The 15,773-nt window shown below is 34.2% G+C and carries 14 protein-coding genes; 10 read left to right on the plus strand and 4 right to left on the minus strand.

The window, feature by feature from the left end:
- The first annotated feature begins 314 nt into the window (after positions 1-314).
- The 9 genes from HM990_RS05665 to HM990_RS05705 all read left to right on the plus strand — a co-directional run bounded on the left by HM990_RS05665 (position 315) and on the right by HM990_RS05705 (position 10,240).
- Positions 315-1,661, plus strand: a complete 1,347-nt coding sequence (locus HM990_RS05665; protein ID WP_178988000.1) for a coiled-coil domain-containing protein — start codon at positions 315-317, stop codon at positions 1,659-1,661.
- Positions 1,662-1,811: 150 nt separating this feature from the next.
- Complete coding sequence (locus tag HM990_RS05670) at positions 1,812-2,855, plus strand: hypothetical protein (RefSeq protein ID WP_178988001.1); 1,044 nt, start codon at positions 1,812-1,814, stop codon at positions 2,853-2,855.
- A gap of 127 nt (positions 2,856-2,982) precedes the next feature.
- Positions 2,983-4,944 (plus strand): AAA family ATPase, encoded by a 1,962-nt coding sequence (locus HM990_RS05675; RefSeq protein ID WP_178988002.1) that lies wholly within the window; start codon positions 2,983-2,985, stop codon positions 4,942-4,944.
- Positions 4,945-4,992: 48 nt separating this feature from the next.
- Positions 4,993-5,586, plus strand: a complete 594-nt coding sequence (locus tag HM990_RS05680; RefSeq protein WP_178988003.1) for an NUDIX domain-containing protein — start codon at positions 4,993-4,995, stop codon at positions 5,584-5,586.
- Positions 5,587-5,716: 130 nt separating this feature from the next.
- Positions 5,717-6,952, plus strand: coding sequence for a DUF6638 family protein (locus HM990_RS05685; protein ID WP_178988004.1), 1,236 nt, complete (start codon positions 5,717-5,719; stop codon positions 6,950-6,952).
- Positions 6,953-7,011: 59 nt separating this feature from the next.
- Positions 7,012-7,314: a GIY-YIG nuclease family protein gene (locus HM990_RS05690; RefSeq protein ID WP_178988005.1), complete on the plus strand. Its 303-nt coding sequence runs from the start codon at positions 7,012-7,014 to the stop codon at positions 7,312-7,314.
- A 96-nt stretch (positions 7,315-7,410) separates the two neighbouring features.
- Positions 7,411-7,953, plus strand: a complete 543-nt coding sequence (locus HM990_RS05695; RefSeq protein WP_178988006.1) for a hypothetical protein — start codon at positions 7,411-7,413, stop codon at positions 7,951-7,953.
- Between the two features lie 90 nt (positions 7,954-8,043).
- A complete protein-coding gene (locus HM990_RS05700) occupies positions 8,044-9,738 on the plus strand; it encodes a hypothetical protein (RefSeq protein ID WP_178988007.1) in 1,695 nt (564 codons plus the stop codon).
- Position 9,739: 1 nt separating this feature from the next.
- Entirely contained in the window at positions 9,740-10,240 is a 501-nt protein-coding gene (locus HM990_RS05705; protein WP_178988008.1) for a lipocalin family protein, read from the plus strand.
- Here HM990_RS05705 and HM990_RS05710 read toward each other — a convergent pair whose 3' ends face one another.
- A complete protein-coding gene (locus HM990_RS05710) occupies positions 10,241-10,705 on the minus strand; it encodes a GNAT family N-acetyltransferase (RefSeq protein ID WP_178988009.1) in 465 nt (154 codons plus the stop codon).
- Entirely contained in the window at positions 10,695-11,714 is a 1,020-nt protein-coding gene (locus HM990_RS05715) for a formimidoylglutamase (protein ID WP_178988010.1), read from the minus strand. Before HM990_RS05715 ends, HM990_RS05710 begins: the two co-directional genes overlap by 11 nt.
- A 108-nt stretch (positions 11,715-11,822) precedes the next feature.
- Here HM990_RS05715 and HM990_RS05720 point away from each other — a divergent pair, with 108 nt between their 5' ends.
- Positions 11,823-12,710: a chromosome partitioning protein ParA gene (locus tag HM990_RS05720; RefSeq protein ID WP_178988011.1), complete on the plus strand. Its 888-nt coding sequence runs from the start codon at positions 11,823-11,825 to the stop codon at positions 12,708-12,710.
- Positions 12,711-13,024: 314 nt separating this feature from the next.
- On the opposite strand, the gene hutI is transcribed toward HM990_RS05720, so the two are convergent.
- Both hutI and HM990_RS05730 read right to left on the minus strand, forming a co-directional pair.
- Complete coding sequence (gene hutI, locus HM990_RS05725) at positions 13,025-14,263, minus strand: imidazolonepropionase (protein ID WP_178988012.1); 1,239 nt, start codon at positions 14,261-14,263, stop codon at positions 13,025-13,027.
- Between the two features lie 100 nt (positions 14,264-14,363).
- Positions 14,364-15,758, minus strand: a complete 1,395-nt coding sequence (locus tag HM990_RS05730) for a T9SS type A sorting domain-containing protein (protein ID WP_178988013.1) — start codon at positions 15,756-15,758, stop codon at positions 14,364-14,366.
- Positions 15,759-15,773: the final 15 nt, after the last annotated feature.

Here is a 15,773-nt window from a genome sequence, read left to right on the forward strand (position 1 = left end):
TACAATTTTACCGATTAACCGTTGTAAATATTCGATAAAACACAGTGTTCTTAAGTAAAATTCAACATTTGTCGATTTGTTTGCAAATCGATATTTAACATATTAATTGTTAATAATCGTTTTCTGATTTGAAATGGAGTTTTCCTCAATTCGGTATTCAATAAATGTTAATTCCCTAAAAAAAAATAATAGTAATAATGTAACAAAGTCAAAGATATAACTACATATAATTTAGTGAGTAATGCTTTTGTAGTCTCAAAAATTTACCGAAATTGTTATCCTAAAATTGTTCAACTTAATAACACGCTAAAAATATGTCTGATGATTTTGATTTATTAGAAACAAATTCCAACGAAAAAACTGAAAAAGTAGATGTAAATTGGGGAAAAGCCATTGACCAAATGAAGTCAAAATTGGCTCAAGAAGATGATCCTGAAAGTCGTCAGAAAATTTTAAATGCCACATTGGATAATGTGGTGGACATGGCCGAAAAAGATAGAACTACGCTATTAGACGCCATAAAAGACTTAACGGATTATCAAGATGAAGTCGGTATTATGTTCGAAGGCTTTTCAGCCTTAAACGCTGCGGAGCAAAAAATAATAGATGATGCTGTAAAACGTTTGGAACGTGCTAAAGTTGAACTCGAAGACGCCAAAAACAAACCAGACACATGGTGGAACAACCTTTGGGGACGAAAAAGCAAAATCAGGGATGCTGAGCAAGAGCTTCAAAATGCACAAAAAGAACGTGATGCTTCAGATAACAAGGCGAAAGCGATGTTCCAGCAACGTATTGAAACTGCTGATGTGCAGACCTTGTTAAATGAATTGTCATTTAAGAGTCAGGCGGCAATCAAGCGACTAAAAGATAGGGAAATCGAAATTAAGGAAGTTGAAGAAAGTCTAAAAACTGCCATTTTAGAAGCTTCTAAGAATCATACAAAAGCACTTGAGAAAAAGAAAGAAGTTGAAAATAAGCTCGAAGAACAATACGCACTTTTGAAACAAGCCAGACAGGCATTGGAAGAGGTGGCGGACAAACAATCTACTGAATATTCTGAAGCTTTAGAAAAAGTAACCACTTTAGAGCAGAAGGTTGAGGAGCTAGAAGGACTTAAAAATGCCTATACCACTTTGGCAGCTTCAAAAGACAGCTTTGTACACAAGCACAATCTTACTATCAAAGTTTTGACCTCGTTACGTAGTAATTTACAAACGCACCGCGCAAAACTAAAGTCAGATACTGACGAGCGTTTGAAGTATTACGATGGTTATGTGGTGGCTTTAAAAGCGAGAACAGATCAAGAATTCGCGGCTATTTTAGAGCATTTAGGTGTTAAAACCGATGAGCATATTGGCGAAACGCTGGCAGCAATGCATACAGCAAGTGCTAAAGCACGTCAGGAAATGATGGATAATATTCCAGTTCACGAAAAAGTGATGCAAGGCGTTTACGGAAGTTACGCTGAAGCTTTAGGCGAGATCAGAACGAAAGATGCAGAAATTCAGAAAAACTTTGCTGATCGGTATGGTATTGACATGAAAGAAATTTTTGACGAATATTACAAGGCAGACGCTAATGCACCATCTGGTGATGGAAAAGGAGAACCGACAGGCGAACCAAAACCAGAAGCTAATGAGGATGATCTGTTAGGATAAAAAAATAATCTGCAGTCTACAGTATTCAGTTGGCAGTTAAAATGTCACTAAATACTGTGGATATATTAGATATTCATTAATTTTTTTAAATAATACTTTTAAGGTATTCGTGGCATACTGCAAACGGAATACTGCCAACTGAACACTAAAATGATCGTAACACCATTAGACTCAGCAATATTAGACTCTAAAGAACAATATGTGTTCTATCACAAAATGATAGATTTTTCATTAAAGGAACTCATTGTTGCGGTTCAACAAAAGCAAATCCTGAACGCGCAAGAAGTGCTTTTGTTTAAGCAATATTGTGATTTATTGTTGTATTCCATTGAGGCCATGCGTGTAAAATACATGTATGACGATGAGGAAAACATGAAGGTCGATCTAACAGATTCCAGTTTTCCTAATTATTTAGAATTCCGATATCTATTCAACGATTTAGCATTACGTGAAGATTACTTAGGTAAACTTACTGATGTAAATACTTTAAAAGATGAGTTTTTAGATACGCTGATGCGAAAAAAAGAACCGATTACTAAACGGAAACTCTTTCAAGCAGCTTCCATAGTCTATTATACATCGGCCAAGAAAGAATATATTTTTAATCGTTTTGTACAAGGTAAAATTATAGAAGCTCCAGAGGGTTCGCCTGCCGAGCATTTGGTAAGTTGGAGTTTTTATGATGTATCGCATAACAGACCATTTATCTGTTACATGTATTTCAATTACGATGGAAAAGATCCTCAAAAAGAGCGTGACGAAATATACTCAGCACTAAAAACGGTAGCCGATAGAGAAATGTCTTTAGATACTATGGCTTACGGAATAGATAAGCGTTTACCTGATGTTTTGCCAAAGTTAATAAAACGTGTCGATTTAGGACCAATTCACAATGTGTTTGCCAAAGACGAAAACAAAGTGACGCATGCTATTTTACAAGGCATAGCTAACAAAGAAATTCCATTGGAATCGTATGCTATTTCATTTAAAATAGATGAATTAAAATCAGGTAATGAATTTAAGGAAGGTGGTTTTTTTAGTAAACGAACGTTTCAAAAATGGGATGCAATGTATAGGGAACGCTTTGTATTTGCACCACATAGAATCATACAATTGCTTTACAATAAAACACCGGAAGTTATGAATAAATTGGCACAAGGTCCTATTCAGATTTCTGAACTTAAAACGAAATAAGTTTCAGTCGCAGTCACAGTTTTCAATATTGCGGCTAAATTAAATATTAATAACAAACAGTTTTAGAGATAATATTCAGTGCACAGTGAGGAACTGTTTACTGCGACTGAGACTGAAAACTCAATAAATGGAACACAACTCAACATTCCCCATAAAACAAAACGAACTAGATATGCTTCGCGATGAAGCAACATCCTATCTGAAATCCATTCAATGGGAACAAAGCCAACGTGCAAAAAACAAAGATAATGATGCCAAGGACGAATCTATATTACTGTATTTGTCTAGAGCGACTAATGGAAGTAATGTTAATGTCACTTCGGTTTCCAAGACCATTTTAGCTTTAAAGAAACGTTTATTGCCAGAATCTGTTGCGCTTCCTGTAAAATTAAATCACACGCTGTTTGCTGTTCAAGAAGGCTTAACCTTAGGTATTTGGATTAAGGATTCTTATTATGATGCTTCTGGTTTATCGAGTTTAAGCGAAAATAAATCTGCTTTGGATAGCTCTGGAAAACGTGAATACGAAAGCAAAATGCACACAGCGACGGCATTTATGTTATTCGCCACGGCTTATAAAGTTTTACACGATTTAAAACCACATGCTTCAGATGATTTATCGGTTATGAAACAGAAATTTGCTGGCATTCCAGAAGTTTCATTTATGACACCTTTAAAAGGAGTTTCGTGTCAGTTGTTTTATTATGATAAGTATCTAGGCCATCCTGAAATCATCAAATCCGATAAAGATGTCATAGATTTTACCGTGGTTTATTTTGAAGCTTTGATTGATGAAATTCAATTACGCAAAAGCAGTTTAGAGTACACGGAAACCATAGTAGATAGAACTTATAAGTTAGAAAATTCAGATTTTGCAGTTTCAGGTTGGGAAAACGTATTTCAAGGTACAGCAAAAAGTATCGAATTCAACAAAATTCAATTCGAACAAATTGTAGGAAACCGAGATGCTAAACATTTTGCTCGTCGTTTAACGGAACGAATGTTGAGCTACGATTTTGAAGCCCAGAAAAATCCGTTTCAGGAATTGGGTGGTTTTATGCCTGTTTTTATGGGTTATGGGATTCCAGGAACCGGAAAAAGTATGTTGATTGCTGCCATTGCAACAAGACTTAAAGAACATTCCGATAATTTGGATATTCCCTTCTTGTTTCATCCCATGCCAGATACGTTAATATCTACATTTCAAGGTGGTTCTGCCGAAAAAATGGTGGAGTGGATGAAACCTTTACAAGATCCTACTAAATTGATTTTTGCACCAATAGATGATGCCGAAAATAATCTTCAAGAACGAACAGCACAAGGTGTTTCCGCAGGAGTGAAGGAAGTGATAGGTGTGTTTTTAAGATATACAGAAGGCGCGTATGCCGTAAATTATGGGAACAGTTCTATAGGCTTATTTACCAATTTACCTGAAATGTTAGATAAAGCGGTAATCTCACGTGTTCAAGGTCGATTTAAAATTGATGGCGCACGAACTGAGCACGATTTCGTAGATCAAGACTATATTTGGTGGCGAAAATTACAAAATACTTTGCCAGATTTTGTAAACATGGACGATCCTGAAACCTATAAATACTTGTCCGATCAAGGTTTGGCAAAAAGTATGGGAGATATTCTCAATTTGGTTGAAAAGCCTTCCGAAGAACGTGTACATGAAACTTTTGATAAAGTTGAAAAGCTTCATGAAACTAACGATCACATGTTCTATGCAGCCTTATATAAAGAGATTCAGAAGATATTTCCATTTTTCTCATCAAGGGATGTGCGTAATATTCAATCTGCAATTTCTTTACGATTAACCGATTTCGATTTGGAAAAAGACTGGTTTGAGAATCCTGAACTATATTTCAAAAAGAATTACGAAACCAAGTTTCATATGCTTCAAGAATTAATGAAATCGAACATGAAAGGTTTAAATTTTTCAGATATTAGAAGACAAGAAGTCATTCGTTATTTAGATAATGTAGCAACCATCGCAGATACAGATTTTAAACGTAAAGTGGATGCTAGAGTGAATCAATTAAATATTGAGACAGAGGCTAGGGAACAGTTTGGGAAAAGAGATTGACGATTAACAATTGAAGATTTTAGATTTAAAAATAATTCGTGAAAATCCATGAAAACCGTGTCAAAACTAAAAAACATAAAAAAAACAACCCTCTCAAAAGAATGGGCAACACTAAATCGAATTGATTACGATTATCAATTCAAAAATGGCGAATGGAAACGATTGTCGAGAGAGTCTTATAATCGTGGTAATGGTGCTGCAATTTTATTGTATAATTCTAAAAAAGGAACAGTAATCTTAACGCGACAATTCAGAATGCCAATTTATGAGGTCAATGAGCAAGAAGGCATGTCCATAGAAGTTTGTGCAGGAGCTATTGATAACAATGATGGTGCTTTAGAAACCGTGATTAGGGAAACCGAAGAAGAAGTCGGTTATAGAATAAAGGCTGCCAAACAAGTGTTAACGGCTTATACCTCACCAGGCGCGTTAACGGAAAAAATGTTTTTATTCATTGCCGACTATGACGAAAGTATGAAAGTGGCTAAAGGAGGAGGCGTAGAAAGTGAAGATGAAGAAATTGAGGTGTTGGAATTTCAATTTTCAAAAGCTTTAGAAATGATTACAAATGAGAAAATTATTGATGCAAAAACAATTATGTTGTTGCAATATGTCCAAATTAATAAAATTTTAATGATATAACGGCACATCAATTTCTCTGTGAGACTATGTGAATCTCAGCGTAACAATTAGTGAAATTCGTGTCAAAATAATTTAAAAATAAGATTATCGCTGAAATTTATCTTGAGCGAAATCGAAAGGTTGCAACAAGATGCAAAAACTAAAACAAGCAAATTTATACCGAAGTGAACTCATACCCATCAGCGGAAAGTTGGTTGAGCGTTACAACAAGTGCTTAAAAACTCTAGGTTTTACGGAAACCAAGCTCACCTCTTTTTTCATTGACGGCATAGGTTGGAGTCCAGAGATTGCAGAAGAAAAGAAGAATACCCAATACCTAAATCATGGCGATGCGAATCCGCATGGCATCATCATTTCACCTTTGCAAAAAGGAAAACCTGTGTATTTACCGTTTCATTCTTTTGATAAGGAAATGATGCAACACATATTTAGAACACATGGACAAAAAATAAATGATATCACTAGGGATTCAGCCATTTGTATTGATTTTGATCAGAATATCGATGTGTTTTATGAACCTTTAGATATTTTAAAATATGATAATGTCAATATCACCTTTAGGCTTATAGACAATTTAGAGAAAATTCAGAAAGATCAATTACACTTAGTTGATAAATTTAATACAGGTAACAATTTTATTGACGAAGGTATCCATCAACAATTATTGGATTCCGCTAAAACTTATGGCGATTTACGAGACAGGGATTTAAGTTTACATCCTTTACATTTTTCAACAGGTTCTTTCTTTACCAGAGCTTTTGATGGTGTGTATCTGCTGAGGGATTTTATTAAACCGATTGTTATTTTCGAAAGTAAGGAATATTATAAAGAAGCTATTAAGGATACCATTCACGATGTGCTGATTTATCATATTGAACAACCAGAATTAATTGATAAACTTAAGGATTATATCATTATAGAGTGCGATTTGGAACACATAGTTAACACACCAAATTATGACCGAATCAAAAAGTACGAATTAGCACAGTTCTTAAAAGATACAGAGCATCCAATTGCAGCTATTTTGAACGATAACGTGTTATTTAAAAGCTATTTAAACAAAATAGACATAAATGCCAGAAAGCTGGTCATGAGCGTCGAAATATATCTTGAAAAGTTAGAAAGAAGTAACGCCTATAAAATTGAGGATATCGTAGATCAATCTTTTTATTTTGCTTTGCATCAACCACATTCATCGTTGTCTTCTATGCATCGGGATTTAATTCATAAGTTGCTCATTAACATTGCTCCAAAGGATGTGTTGTTCTTGTATTGGTATGATAAGGAGCAGTTTTATAAAAGCTACGAAACTTGGGAGGATTCGTTTAAGGATTGGGTTATTGATAGGATTCGTAACAATATTTAAGTTTTTTAGACTAATTTTATAATTGCTGTCATTCCGCACTTGATGCGGAATCTATTAAAATGAAAGGGAATTACCACCAATACTATGTTTATAATTTGTCTAAAAAGAAAAACGGAACTTTATACATTGGTGTAACAAATGATTTAGAACGAAGAATGAATGAGCATAAAAATAAACTTGTCGAAGGTTTTACGTCTAAATATAATTTAAATAAATTGATGTACTTTGAATCTTTTCAATATGTTAACGACGCTATTAAGAGAGAAAAACAATTAAAAAACTTGAATAGGCAATGGAAAATCGATTTAATAGAAGAGGCTAATATAAATTGGATCGATTTATCTAAAGATTGGAATTATTAATGGATTCTGCGTCGTAGCGCAGAATGACAAAAACTAAAATATTAATCAAAAGTAATAAGCAAACTTCGTGCTTCCAACTTCTAACTTTAAAAAACCATGGGAATAGAACTCGTCATATTCATAGCAGCCATATTATTCGGAATTTTTCTCTATTGGAGAGAATCCAACGGAAATGGAGTGTATCGTTTTTTGAACAAAATGGTCAATAGCAAAGAGCTACAAATGAGTCAGGATAATCCAAAAGGCTTTGTTTACAAACAATCACTTTTACCACGAATTATTTTTGTGGTAACCTTAGTTTTGGTTGCTGCATTAATTGTAGAGTTTCTAACACCAATTGCTGTATTCAATAGTTATAATGGTGTTTCTGCATTTGCATCTTTCGCTGTGGGTACGCTTTTTGGAACCTATATCGCTAGTTTTATCATTTCATCTTCTGAAGTCATCGAAGCACAAAGTGGTTCTATCGAGGACAAACTAGATGATGTCGTTGAAAAAGGGAAGGACTTTTTGGAAGATTTAAAAAACAAGGACAATAAAGCAGTTGAAGAAGCTAAAAAAGAAATTGAAAACGAGCCAGAAAAGAAAATGAACGAAAAAAGCGCAAGGGAGCGTTTGAAGGATAAGGGATTGATGTGACAAAACGTGTCATCCTGAATTTATTTCAAGATTTCATTAATAAAAAAGTTTAAGATTCTGAATCAAGTTCAGAATGACAAAAAATCAAATATGATAAAATCATACTGGAACAAAGGAGGAAAACAAAAACGAATTACCATTTTCGTCGCATTGTTATTATTAGTGTTACTGTTCTTTTTTAGGGACGATTACCAACCGTTATTGCTATTTCTGCGTAAGTATATTTTCATCATTTTAGTGAGTTTATTGATTCTTATTTTGGGATTAAGAAAATTTAGAAAAAGTGCTAGTACAGGAACACGATTAGGGATTTTAGCCTTGCTTATTATTTTCTTTGGCATCCTGTATGTCATCGGTTGGCATTACAAAATGTACGATTATATGAAAACTTATAATGTTTTCAACAGTTTGAACAAAGTTGAAATCAATGAGTTGCCATTAACGCAAAATGAACGGATTCAACCCTTAAGAAATATCTTTTCCATGGCCAACGAAAGCGTCGGTGAGACTAAAGATGTGTCGTTGCCACATTTGGTAAGAATCGGAACTGAGAATAAATGGACCATGGCGATTCAGCCAAGTGAAAAGTATGTGATGCAACGTATTAGCGATAACACCGAAGAAGTGTTTTCGGTAAGTAGTACCACACCTTTCCCAAGATTTTCCAATGAAAATAGAATTGATGTAACGTTTTCTATAGGCGAATCCTTAAAATTTAGTAGAAACACATATAATGCGGTCGTGCAACGTTTCAATCCATGGATGCTCTTTAATTATGAACCAAGCGATACGTTTTATATGAAGAATGACGCTGGTAATTGGGTAGAAGTGGTTAGTTTAATTAAATGGAAAGGCTTCTTTTTTCCGTATCCTTCGTTTGGCGGTGTTATGATTATCGATAATGGTGAACACGATTTTAATGATTATATGGAACGTATCACAATTGGCAAGGGTACTTTTGTAAGTCCAGACGAGATCAAAAATTATCCATTTTTAATGAAGCAAAACACATTAGCAGAAGAGGTTTCACAATTACAAGCCGAATCCTTGAAATTCCTAGGTGGTTTTAGCGATCCCTTACCTTGGAATATGGAAACAGCAGTAAAAATTCCATTGATGCCAAAAGACCAAAACCAACAACCATATGTTACGGATTTTGATTTTGCAGGCTCAAATTCTGATGCCTATAGTGGTTTGTATCATTGGTTTGGTTTAGAACCTGTTGGTAATGAGCGTACCAGTTTAAGTTATAGTGTTTTTATTCCAGCAGATGGAACGGATAAAATGTATTATTACGATCATGCGACCAAAAAACAAGGGTATGCAGGAGTCTCTGCGATGCCTTTAAAAGTTAAGGAATCTAGAAAAGAGTACGACTGGAATGCGAGTACACCAGTGGAGTTCAGACCTTATATAAAAGATATTGCAGGTAGAAAGCGCATGTTTTTCTTAGGTACTATTTCTTCCATCAGTTCTACGGATGCCCAGCAATTTGATGGTTCTGCTACACCAGATTTGGTATTGATTGATAGCGAATACAGAGATGTCATTTGGATAGACGTCAAACATCCAAGCACTTGGGATCAAGAAGTATACAATCAACTCAACGAAGCTTGGCGATCTAGTGAAGGGATTGGTTATTACTACAATGAAGCGCCAAAGGATGAAGACATTATGGAACAACAAATGGATTCTTTAACGCGAATTCCAAAGGTTGAAGATAATTCTGAGCAAATAGAAAAATTACAACGTCAGTTGGATTCTTTGAAAGCTGTGGGGAATTAATATGAAACTGCAATTCTATATCCTCTTAATTATAGTTGCAATTTTAATGTCATCATGCGATTCAGAAAAATTTAACCTACCTGATAATGCCAATACTTTTCTTACAAAAGATTCGTCTAAAACATGGAAACTTGCAAAACGCTATAATGATAGTTACCGTATGAATATGGGAGATTGTTTTCTCTCATATCGTGTAACTTATAATACGGACGGTACAACCACAGACAATAATGGATCGAATACGGATTGTGGTCAATCTTTAAATGTCAATTGGAGTTTTTATTCAAATGAAAATGGTGCTTATATCAAGTTAAAAGGCGACCAAATAAAAACCTTAATGCATATAGAAAATGATTATAAGTTCCTTAAAATTAAAGATCTTTCGGATACGCTTATGATAGTCAGTTTTAGACATAAACAGTTCGGCAATAAAGAACGAATTATTGAAGATTATTTAGTACCAGAAGATTTTGAGGTGGAAGGGCGAAATTATCATAATTGATTAAAATTCCAGCATCATTTTAATATCAGAACGAACATAAGGACTGTCCTTTTCAAGTACCAATTCCTTAAATCCATATTTTCTATACAGGTAGATTGCATTTTCTAATTTTGTACTGGAATAGAGGAGTAGTCCTTCTAATTTTTTAGCTCTAGCAAAATCAATACAATGTTGTAGAAGTAGTTGTCCAATTTTCTGTCCACGTTCTTTGGGTAATACCGCCATTTTGGTTAATTCTAAAATTTCAGGATTTTCGGTTGGGATTAGAGCAGCCGTGCCAACGACCTCTTCATTTTTCATGGCGAAGAAAATAAAACCACCTTTCTCAATAATATATTTATTTGGTTTGCTTAATAATTCTTCATCGAAGGGTTCGACATAAAAAAAGGTTTTTAACCATTCTATATTCAAATCGTAAAAGACTTTGGCATATTGTGTTTTGAAATCAATGATTCTAATTGCCATGTGCTCTAATGAAATCTGTAATTAAATACGTAATAAGTTTTCCAACCTTGTTTGCTGTTTTCTTGGTTGGTGAAGCTTCGCAGACATGTAAATACATAGCATTTTCATGCTGAGCAAAGTAATTTGCAAATTGTCGTGTTTGTTTTACACTAAAACCACTAGGTGTCATTGCGCTACTTGGAATATTCTTTATGGCATCACAATCTATTTCAATTCCAAATCGTTTTTCGGCAACATGTTCCAATGCCATTTTTAATTCAGCATTAAAATCTGTTTCATTTCTGACTTCTAGTGCTTCATAGGTAGCGTACTTCAGATTTTTTATCTTTTTCAGCGTCTTAAATAAATTATCTGAGGTATAGTTTTCGTGCAATCCAAATATGAAGTAATTCTTCAAAAACCCTTCAGCAAATGCATAACTGAAACCATTGCCGCTATGTCTCCCTTCTTCTGCTCTAAAATCTGAATGTGCATCAAAATTAACCACATTTATTCTTCCATTGTTAGCCAAAGCACAACCTTTAATATTACCATAGGCGTTGTTGTGGCCTCCACCAATGATAATCGGAACTTTTCCCGCCTTAACAATTGTAGACACTATATGGCTAACATCGCTATCTATTGTTTCTACAAAATACCTAACCTTCGAAAGTTGTTTCTTTTTCGAGGTGTTTAATTTGAGCAACGTCTCTCGCGCTTCCGTATAGTCCAAATGACCGAGAATTAAAACACGATTAGCATTTGTAAAGCTATTGCTCTGTATGTTTAACAAAATTTTTAGAGTTGCCTCCCAAGCTTTGTAAGTTCCTGTTTTTCCGTGATTTGCATAAACTCCAATATCTTCACAGATACCGAAAACAACATAGTCAACGTCTAAATTAACAATTGAATCGTATATGTTAGTGAGGTTAGGTACTAACTGAATATGTTCTCCAAATTTTGATTCGCCTTTTCGTTTCTTTAAAAGCTGTTGTTTTTCTTTTTCTGAAAATAAAATAAGATGATGCATTTGGATATAATTTGAATAATAGAATAAAAGTACAGTTTTATTTAATTATTTTAACCTCAAATAAAAATTTAAAAACAACTATTAACAATACTTAAAACCAAACAATTTATGGAAGGTTCACAAAAATCAAGTACAGGTCTAAAAGTAGGATTAGGAATTTTACTAGTCTTATTCTTAGGAACTGCATTTTACACGTCTAAGCTTTACAGCGAAAAGCAAGAAAATGAAAAATTATTAGTTAGTGAGAAACAACAAGTAATGAATGATCTCAACAATATGGCTAAAGATTATGATGAGGCTATTGCTGAGAGCGAAGTTACAAATCAAGATCTTATTGCAGCTAGAGAACGCATTGAAGGTTTGATGGATTCTCTTAAAGTATCTCAAAATAGCGTTGGTAGCTTATGGAGATATAAAAAGAAATACATGGCATTACAAGAAGAAATGGACATTCTTTTAACTGAAAATGACCGTTTAAAGGTTGAAAACCAATACTTGGCAACCTCTTTAGATAGTACCAATGTTCAATTAGCAGAGCGCACGATGTTTACAGATTCTCTATTGGTACAAAATACGGAATTGGCAACTGTTGTGAAAGATGCAGCTGCGTTGCAAACTGTAGGTTTAGTAGGAATGGGTGTTATTGAAAGACGCAGTGGAAAACAAATTCCAACGGAACGTGCAACCAGAAGTGATAAGATTAAAGTTTGTTTTACTGTTGCTAAAAATATGTTAACTGAAGCTGGAGATAAAGAACTATATGTTCAGGTTATTGATCCTTTGAATAATGTTCTAGGTGCAAATGACCAAATAGAATTTGAAGATCAAGTATTAAACTACAGCTTAATTAGCCGTTTTAATTACGAAAATAGAAACTTAAACATTTGCGAATACATTAGTGAATTAGAAGATTCTAAATTCGAAAAAGGGCGTTACAAAATAAATGTATTTAATGATAAAGCATTAGTTTCTTCTTCAGAATTTGAATTGAAGTAAAAAAAAGCATATCAGATTGATAGGATAAAAATCCGGAAGTTCGCTTCTGGATTTTTTTGGTTAAATTCTAAATGAGTAAACCTTTGGATTTACTATTTTAATAAATGTCCAGTTAAAGTTGAGGTTTATTGCTTGACAGACTTAATAGGGTTTTAAGCGTATTAAAATTAAGACACCTTTATATTTTAAAGATAATGAACTATAAAAAAATGCTAAAATTATTTAATTCTGTTTCTCAGTTACTTAGAGCTTGACTATGTTCTTGATTCTAAAAGCGCAGCGGTCTTTTGTCTATTATCGCACAACATTGATTTTTATTCCAAAAGTTGACCATTAATAATTACTTGTTCAATGGGATTATGGGCAAACGCATAAGGAATTTCACTATAATGATTCATGGGTTTTGTAATAATGAGATTCGCTTTTTTACCTCTAGTAATACTACCGTACATATTACTAACTCCCATGGCATAAGCGCCGTTAACGGTTGCTGCATTGATGGCTTCTTCAGGTGTCATTTTTAATTTTATACAGGCCGCAGCAACTATGAAATTCATGTTTCCACTAGGTGCAGAACCTGGATTATAATCTGTGGCAATGGCTATTGGTAAACCGGCATCAATGAGTTTTCTTGCAGGCGTGTAAGGAATACTTAAAAAATAAGAACAACCTGGTAGCGCAACAGGAATGGTCTCACTTTCTTTTAAAGCTTCAATATCTTTATCACTTAATTCCTCTAAATGATCTACAGAAAGCGCATTGTATTTGACACCAAGCGCTACACCTCCAAGGATATTAAACTGGTTTACATGTATTTTTGGTCTTAGATTGTATTTTTTTCCAGCTTCTAAAATGGCTTCGGTATCTTTAATGTCAAAATAGCCTTCCTCGCAAAAGACATCAATGTAATTAGTAATGCGCAACTCAGCAGCCTTCGGGATTAATTTTTCTGTGATATATGTTATATAATCCTGTTTTTTAGATTGAAATTCTGCAGGAATAGCATGAGCAGCTAATAAAGTTGGTGTAATTTTGGCCAAACTCTCTTGCTTGATACGTTTGATAACGCGAAGTATTTTCAATTCGGCTTCCAAAGTTAATCCATAACCTGTTTTTATCTCTATGGCACCAGTGCCCATGGCAATAAGTTCGTTTAATCTTTTTATGGATTGCCTATATAATTCATCTTCGGAAGTGTCTTGAAGCTCTTTTGCCGAATTCAAAATGCCGCCGCCTTTACTGGCTATTTCCGCATACGATAAGCCGTTGATTCGATCGACAAACTCTGAAGTTCTATCGCCTGCGTAAACAATGTGTGTGTGCGAATCGCACCAAGACGGTAAAACTATTTTCCCAGTAGCATCAATAATTGTTTCAGCTTCAATAGGGCTATATTCTTCCATTTCACCAAATTCTATAATAGTGTCGTGCTCAATATAAACATAGGCATTTTCTAAAATGGACAATGCTTTCATGTCCTTTCCTTTTAAAATAGTGACATTAGTATCGTGGACTTGTAATAGCTGTTTGATATTGGTAATAAGAATAGACATAATTGATTGGTGTTTTTGTAAAGATTGCTATTTTTTTGAACAAAAAAAAACGCTAGTAGAAATTTACTAGCGTTTTTAGAACTTTAAAAACTTAATTCTATTAATCTTTTATGAATTTTGAAGTCATTTTATTATTCAATTGAATAGTGTATATCCCATTTGCTAATTCCGAAACATTGAGTGATTCACCAAAATGTAATGTTTGTTCTAAAACTTGTTTTCCTAAAACATCAAAAACCGAAACTTTAATGCTTTCATTTAAGCCTTCAAAATTTAAAACATCTTTAGTGGGATTTGGATGTATTGAAATTGCCTGAAGTTCAGAATTTGGTGTACTAAGTACAATTTTCTGGTTTTCAAAATAATTCAAATCATCATCGTTGTAGGCACAACTCGCAATATCTAAATCGCCATCCATATCAAAATCGGTAATTGCGTATACAAAGGTTTGGCTTTGTGTGGCATCAATAACCTGTTCGCTGTCAAAACTACCAGCACCATTATTTTTAAACCAAACAATATCAGCACCAGTTCCACTCCTTCCGCTACTCAAAACAATATCGTTTAACCCATCATTATCTAAATCTCTAAATTGTGCGACAGAAGGATTAGATATTGATGTTGTGAATACAGTTTCAGTAAATCCAGAACCATTATCCTCGAACCAATACAAATTACCTGTTGGTCCACCACCATATGAAACTTCTGTTGCCAAAATATCGAGATTCGCATCACCATCTAAATCCTCGAAAGTGGCATTAAACATTCCAACTTTTCCAGTAGTTACAGAAGTTGCATCTTTTATAAAAGACACCGTTCCACCAGGAATTAAATCGTTTCTAAAGATTTCGATGACATCACCTGAATAAACAGCAGTAGCAACTAAGGCGTCTAAATCTCCGTCTCCATCAATATCACTCATATTTACCACTCCAGGAGCATTTAAAGTATCGTCAATCTTATTTGCTTCTAGCGTAAAGCTTCCCGTTCCATTTCCAGAGAACCAAACCACTTCGTCTCCGTCATAAGCAGTTACGGCTATATCAAGAAAAGTATCGTTATTGATATCTCCTAAAGCAAGTCCTGAAGCACCTAAAATACTATTGGATATAATCGTCTCGGTCGCAAAATTTCCTGTGCCATCATTTGGATACCATGCAACGGAATCATTATTGTATGCTGTGGTTAAAAGATCCAAAAAACCATCGTTGTTTAAATCTACAAGGGCTAAACCTCCAATGCCATCCAAAGTATTAGATATTAAGGGTTGAATTGTAAATGTGTTGTCCCCATTATTTTTATACCACTCAAGCGTGTTACCTAAATTGGTTCCGATAATAATATCTGGTAGGGCATCTCCATCAATTAAACCAGATGCGATGGTGTATGGAGCATCTCCGGTATTAGTATTAATACTAACTTTTGGTAAAAAAGTGGTTTGAGTAAAAGCAAAACAACTAAGCATTGCAAATCCAAAAAGTAATTTATGTTTCATATTTATTTAAATTTA

Origin of the sequence: Winogradskyella schleiferi, from assembly GCF_013394655.1 — a bacterium.
Classification (GTDB): Bacteria; Bacteroidota; Bacteroidia; order Flavobacteriales; family Flavobacteriaceae; genus Winogradskyella; species Winogradskyella schleiferi.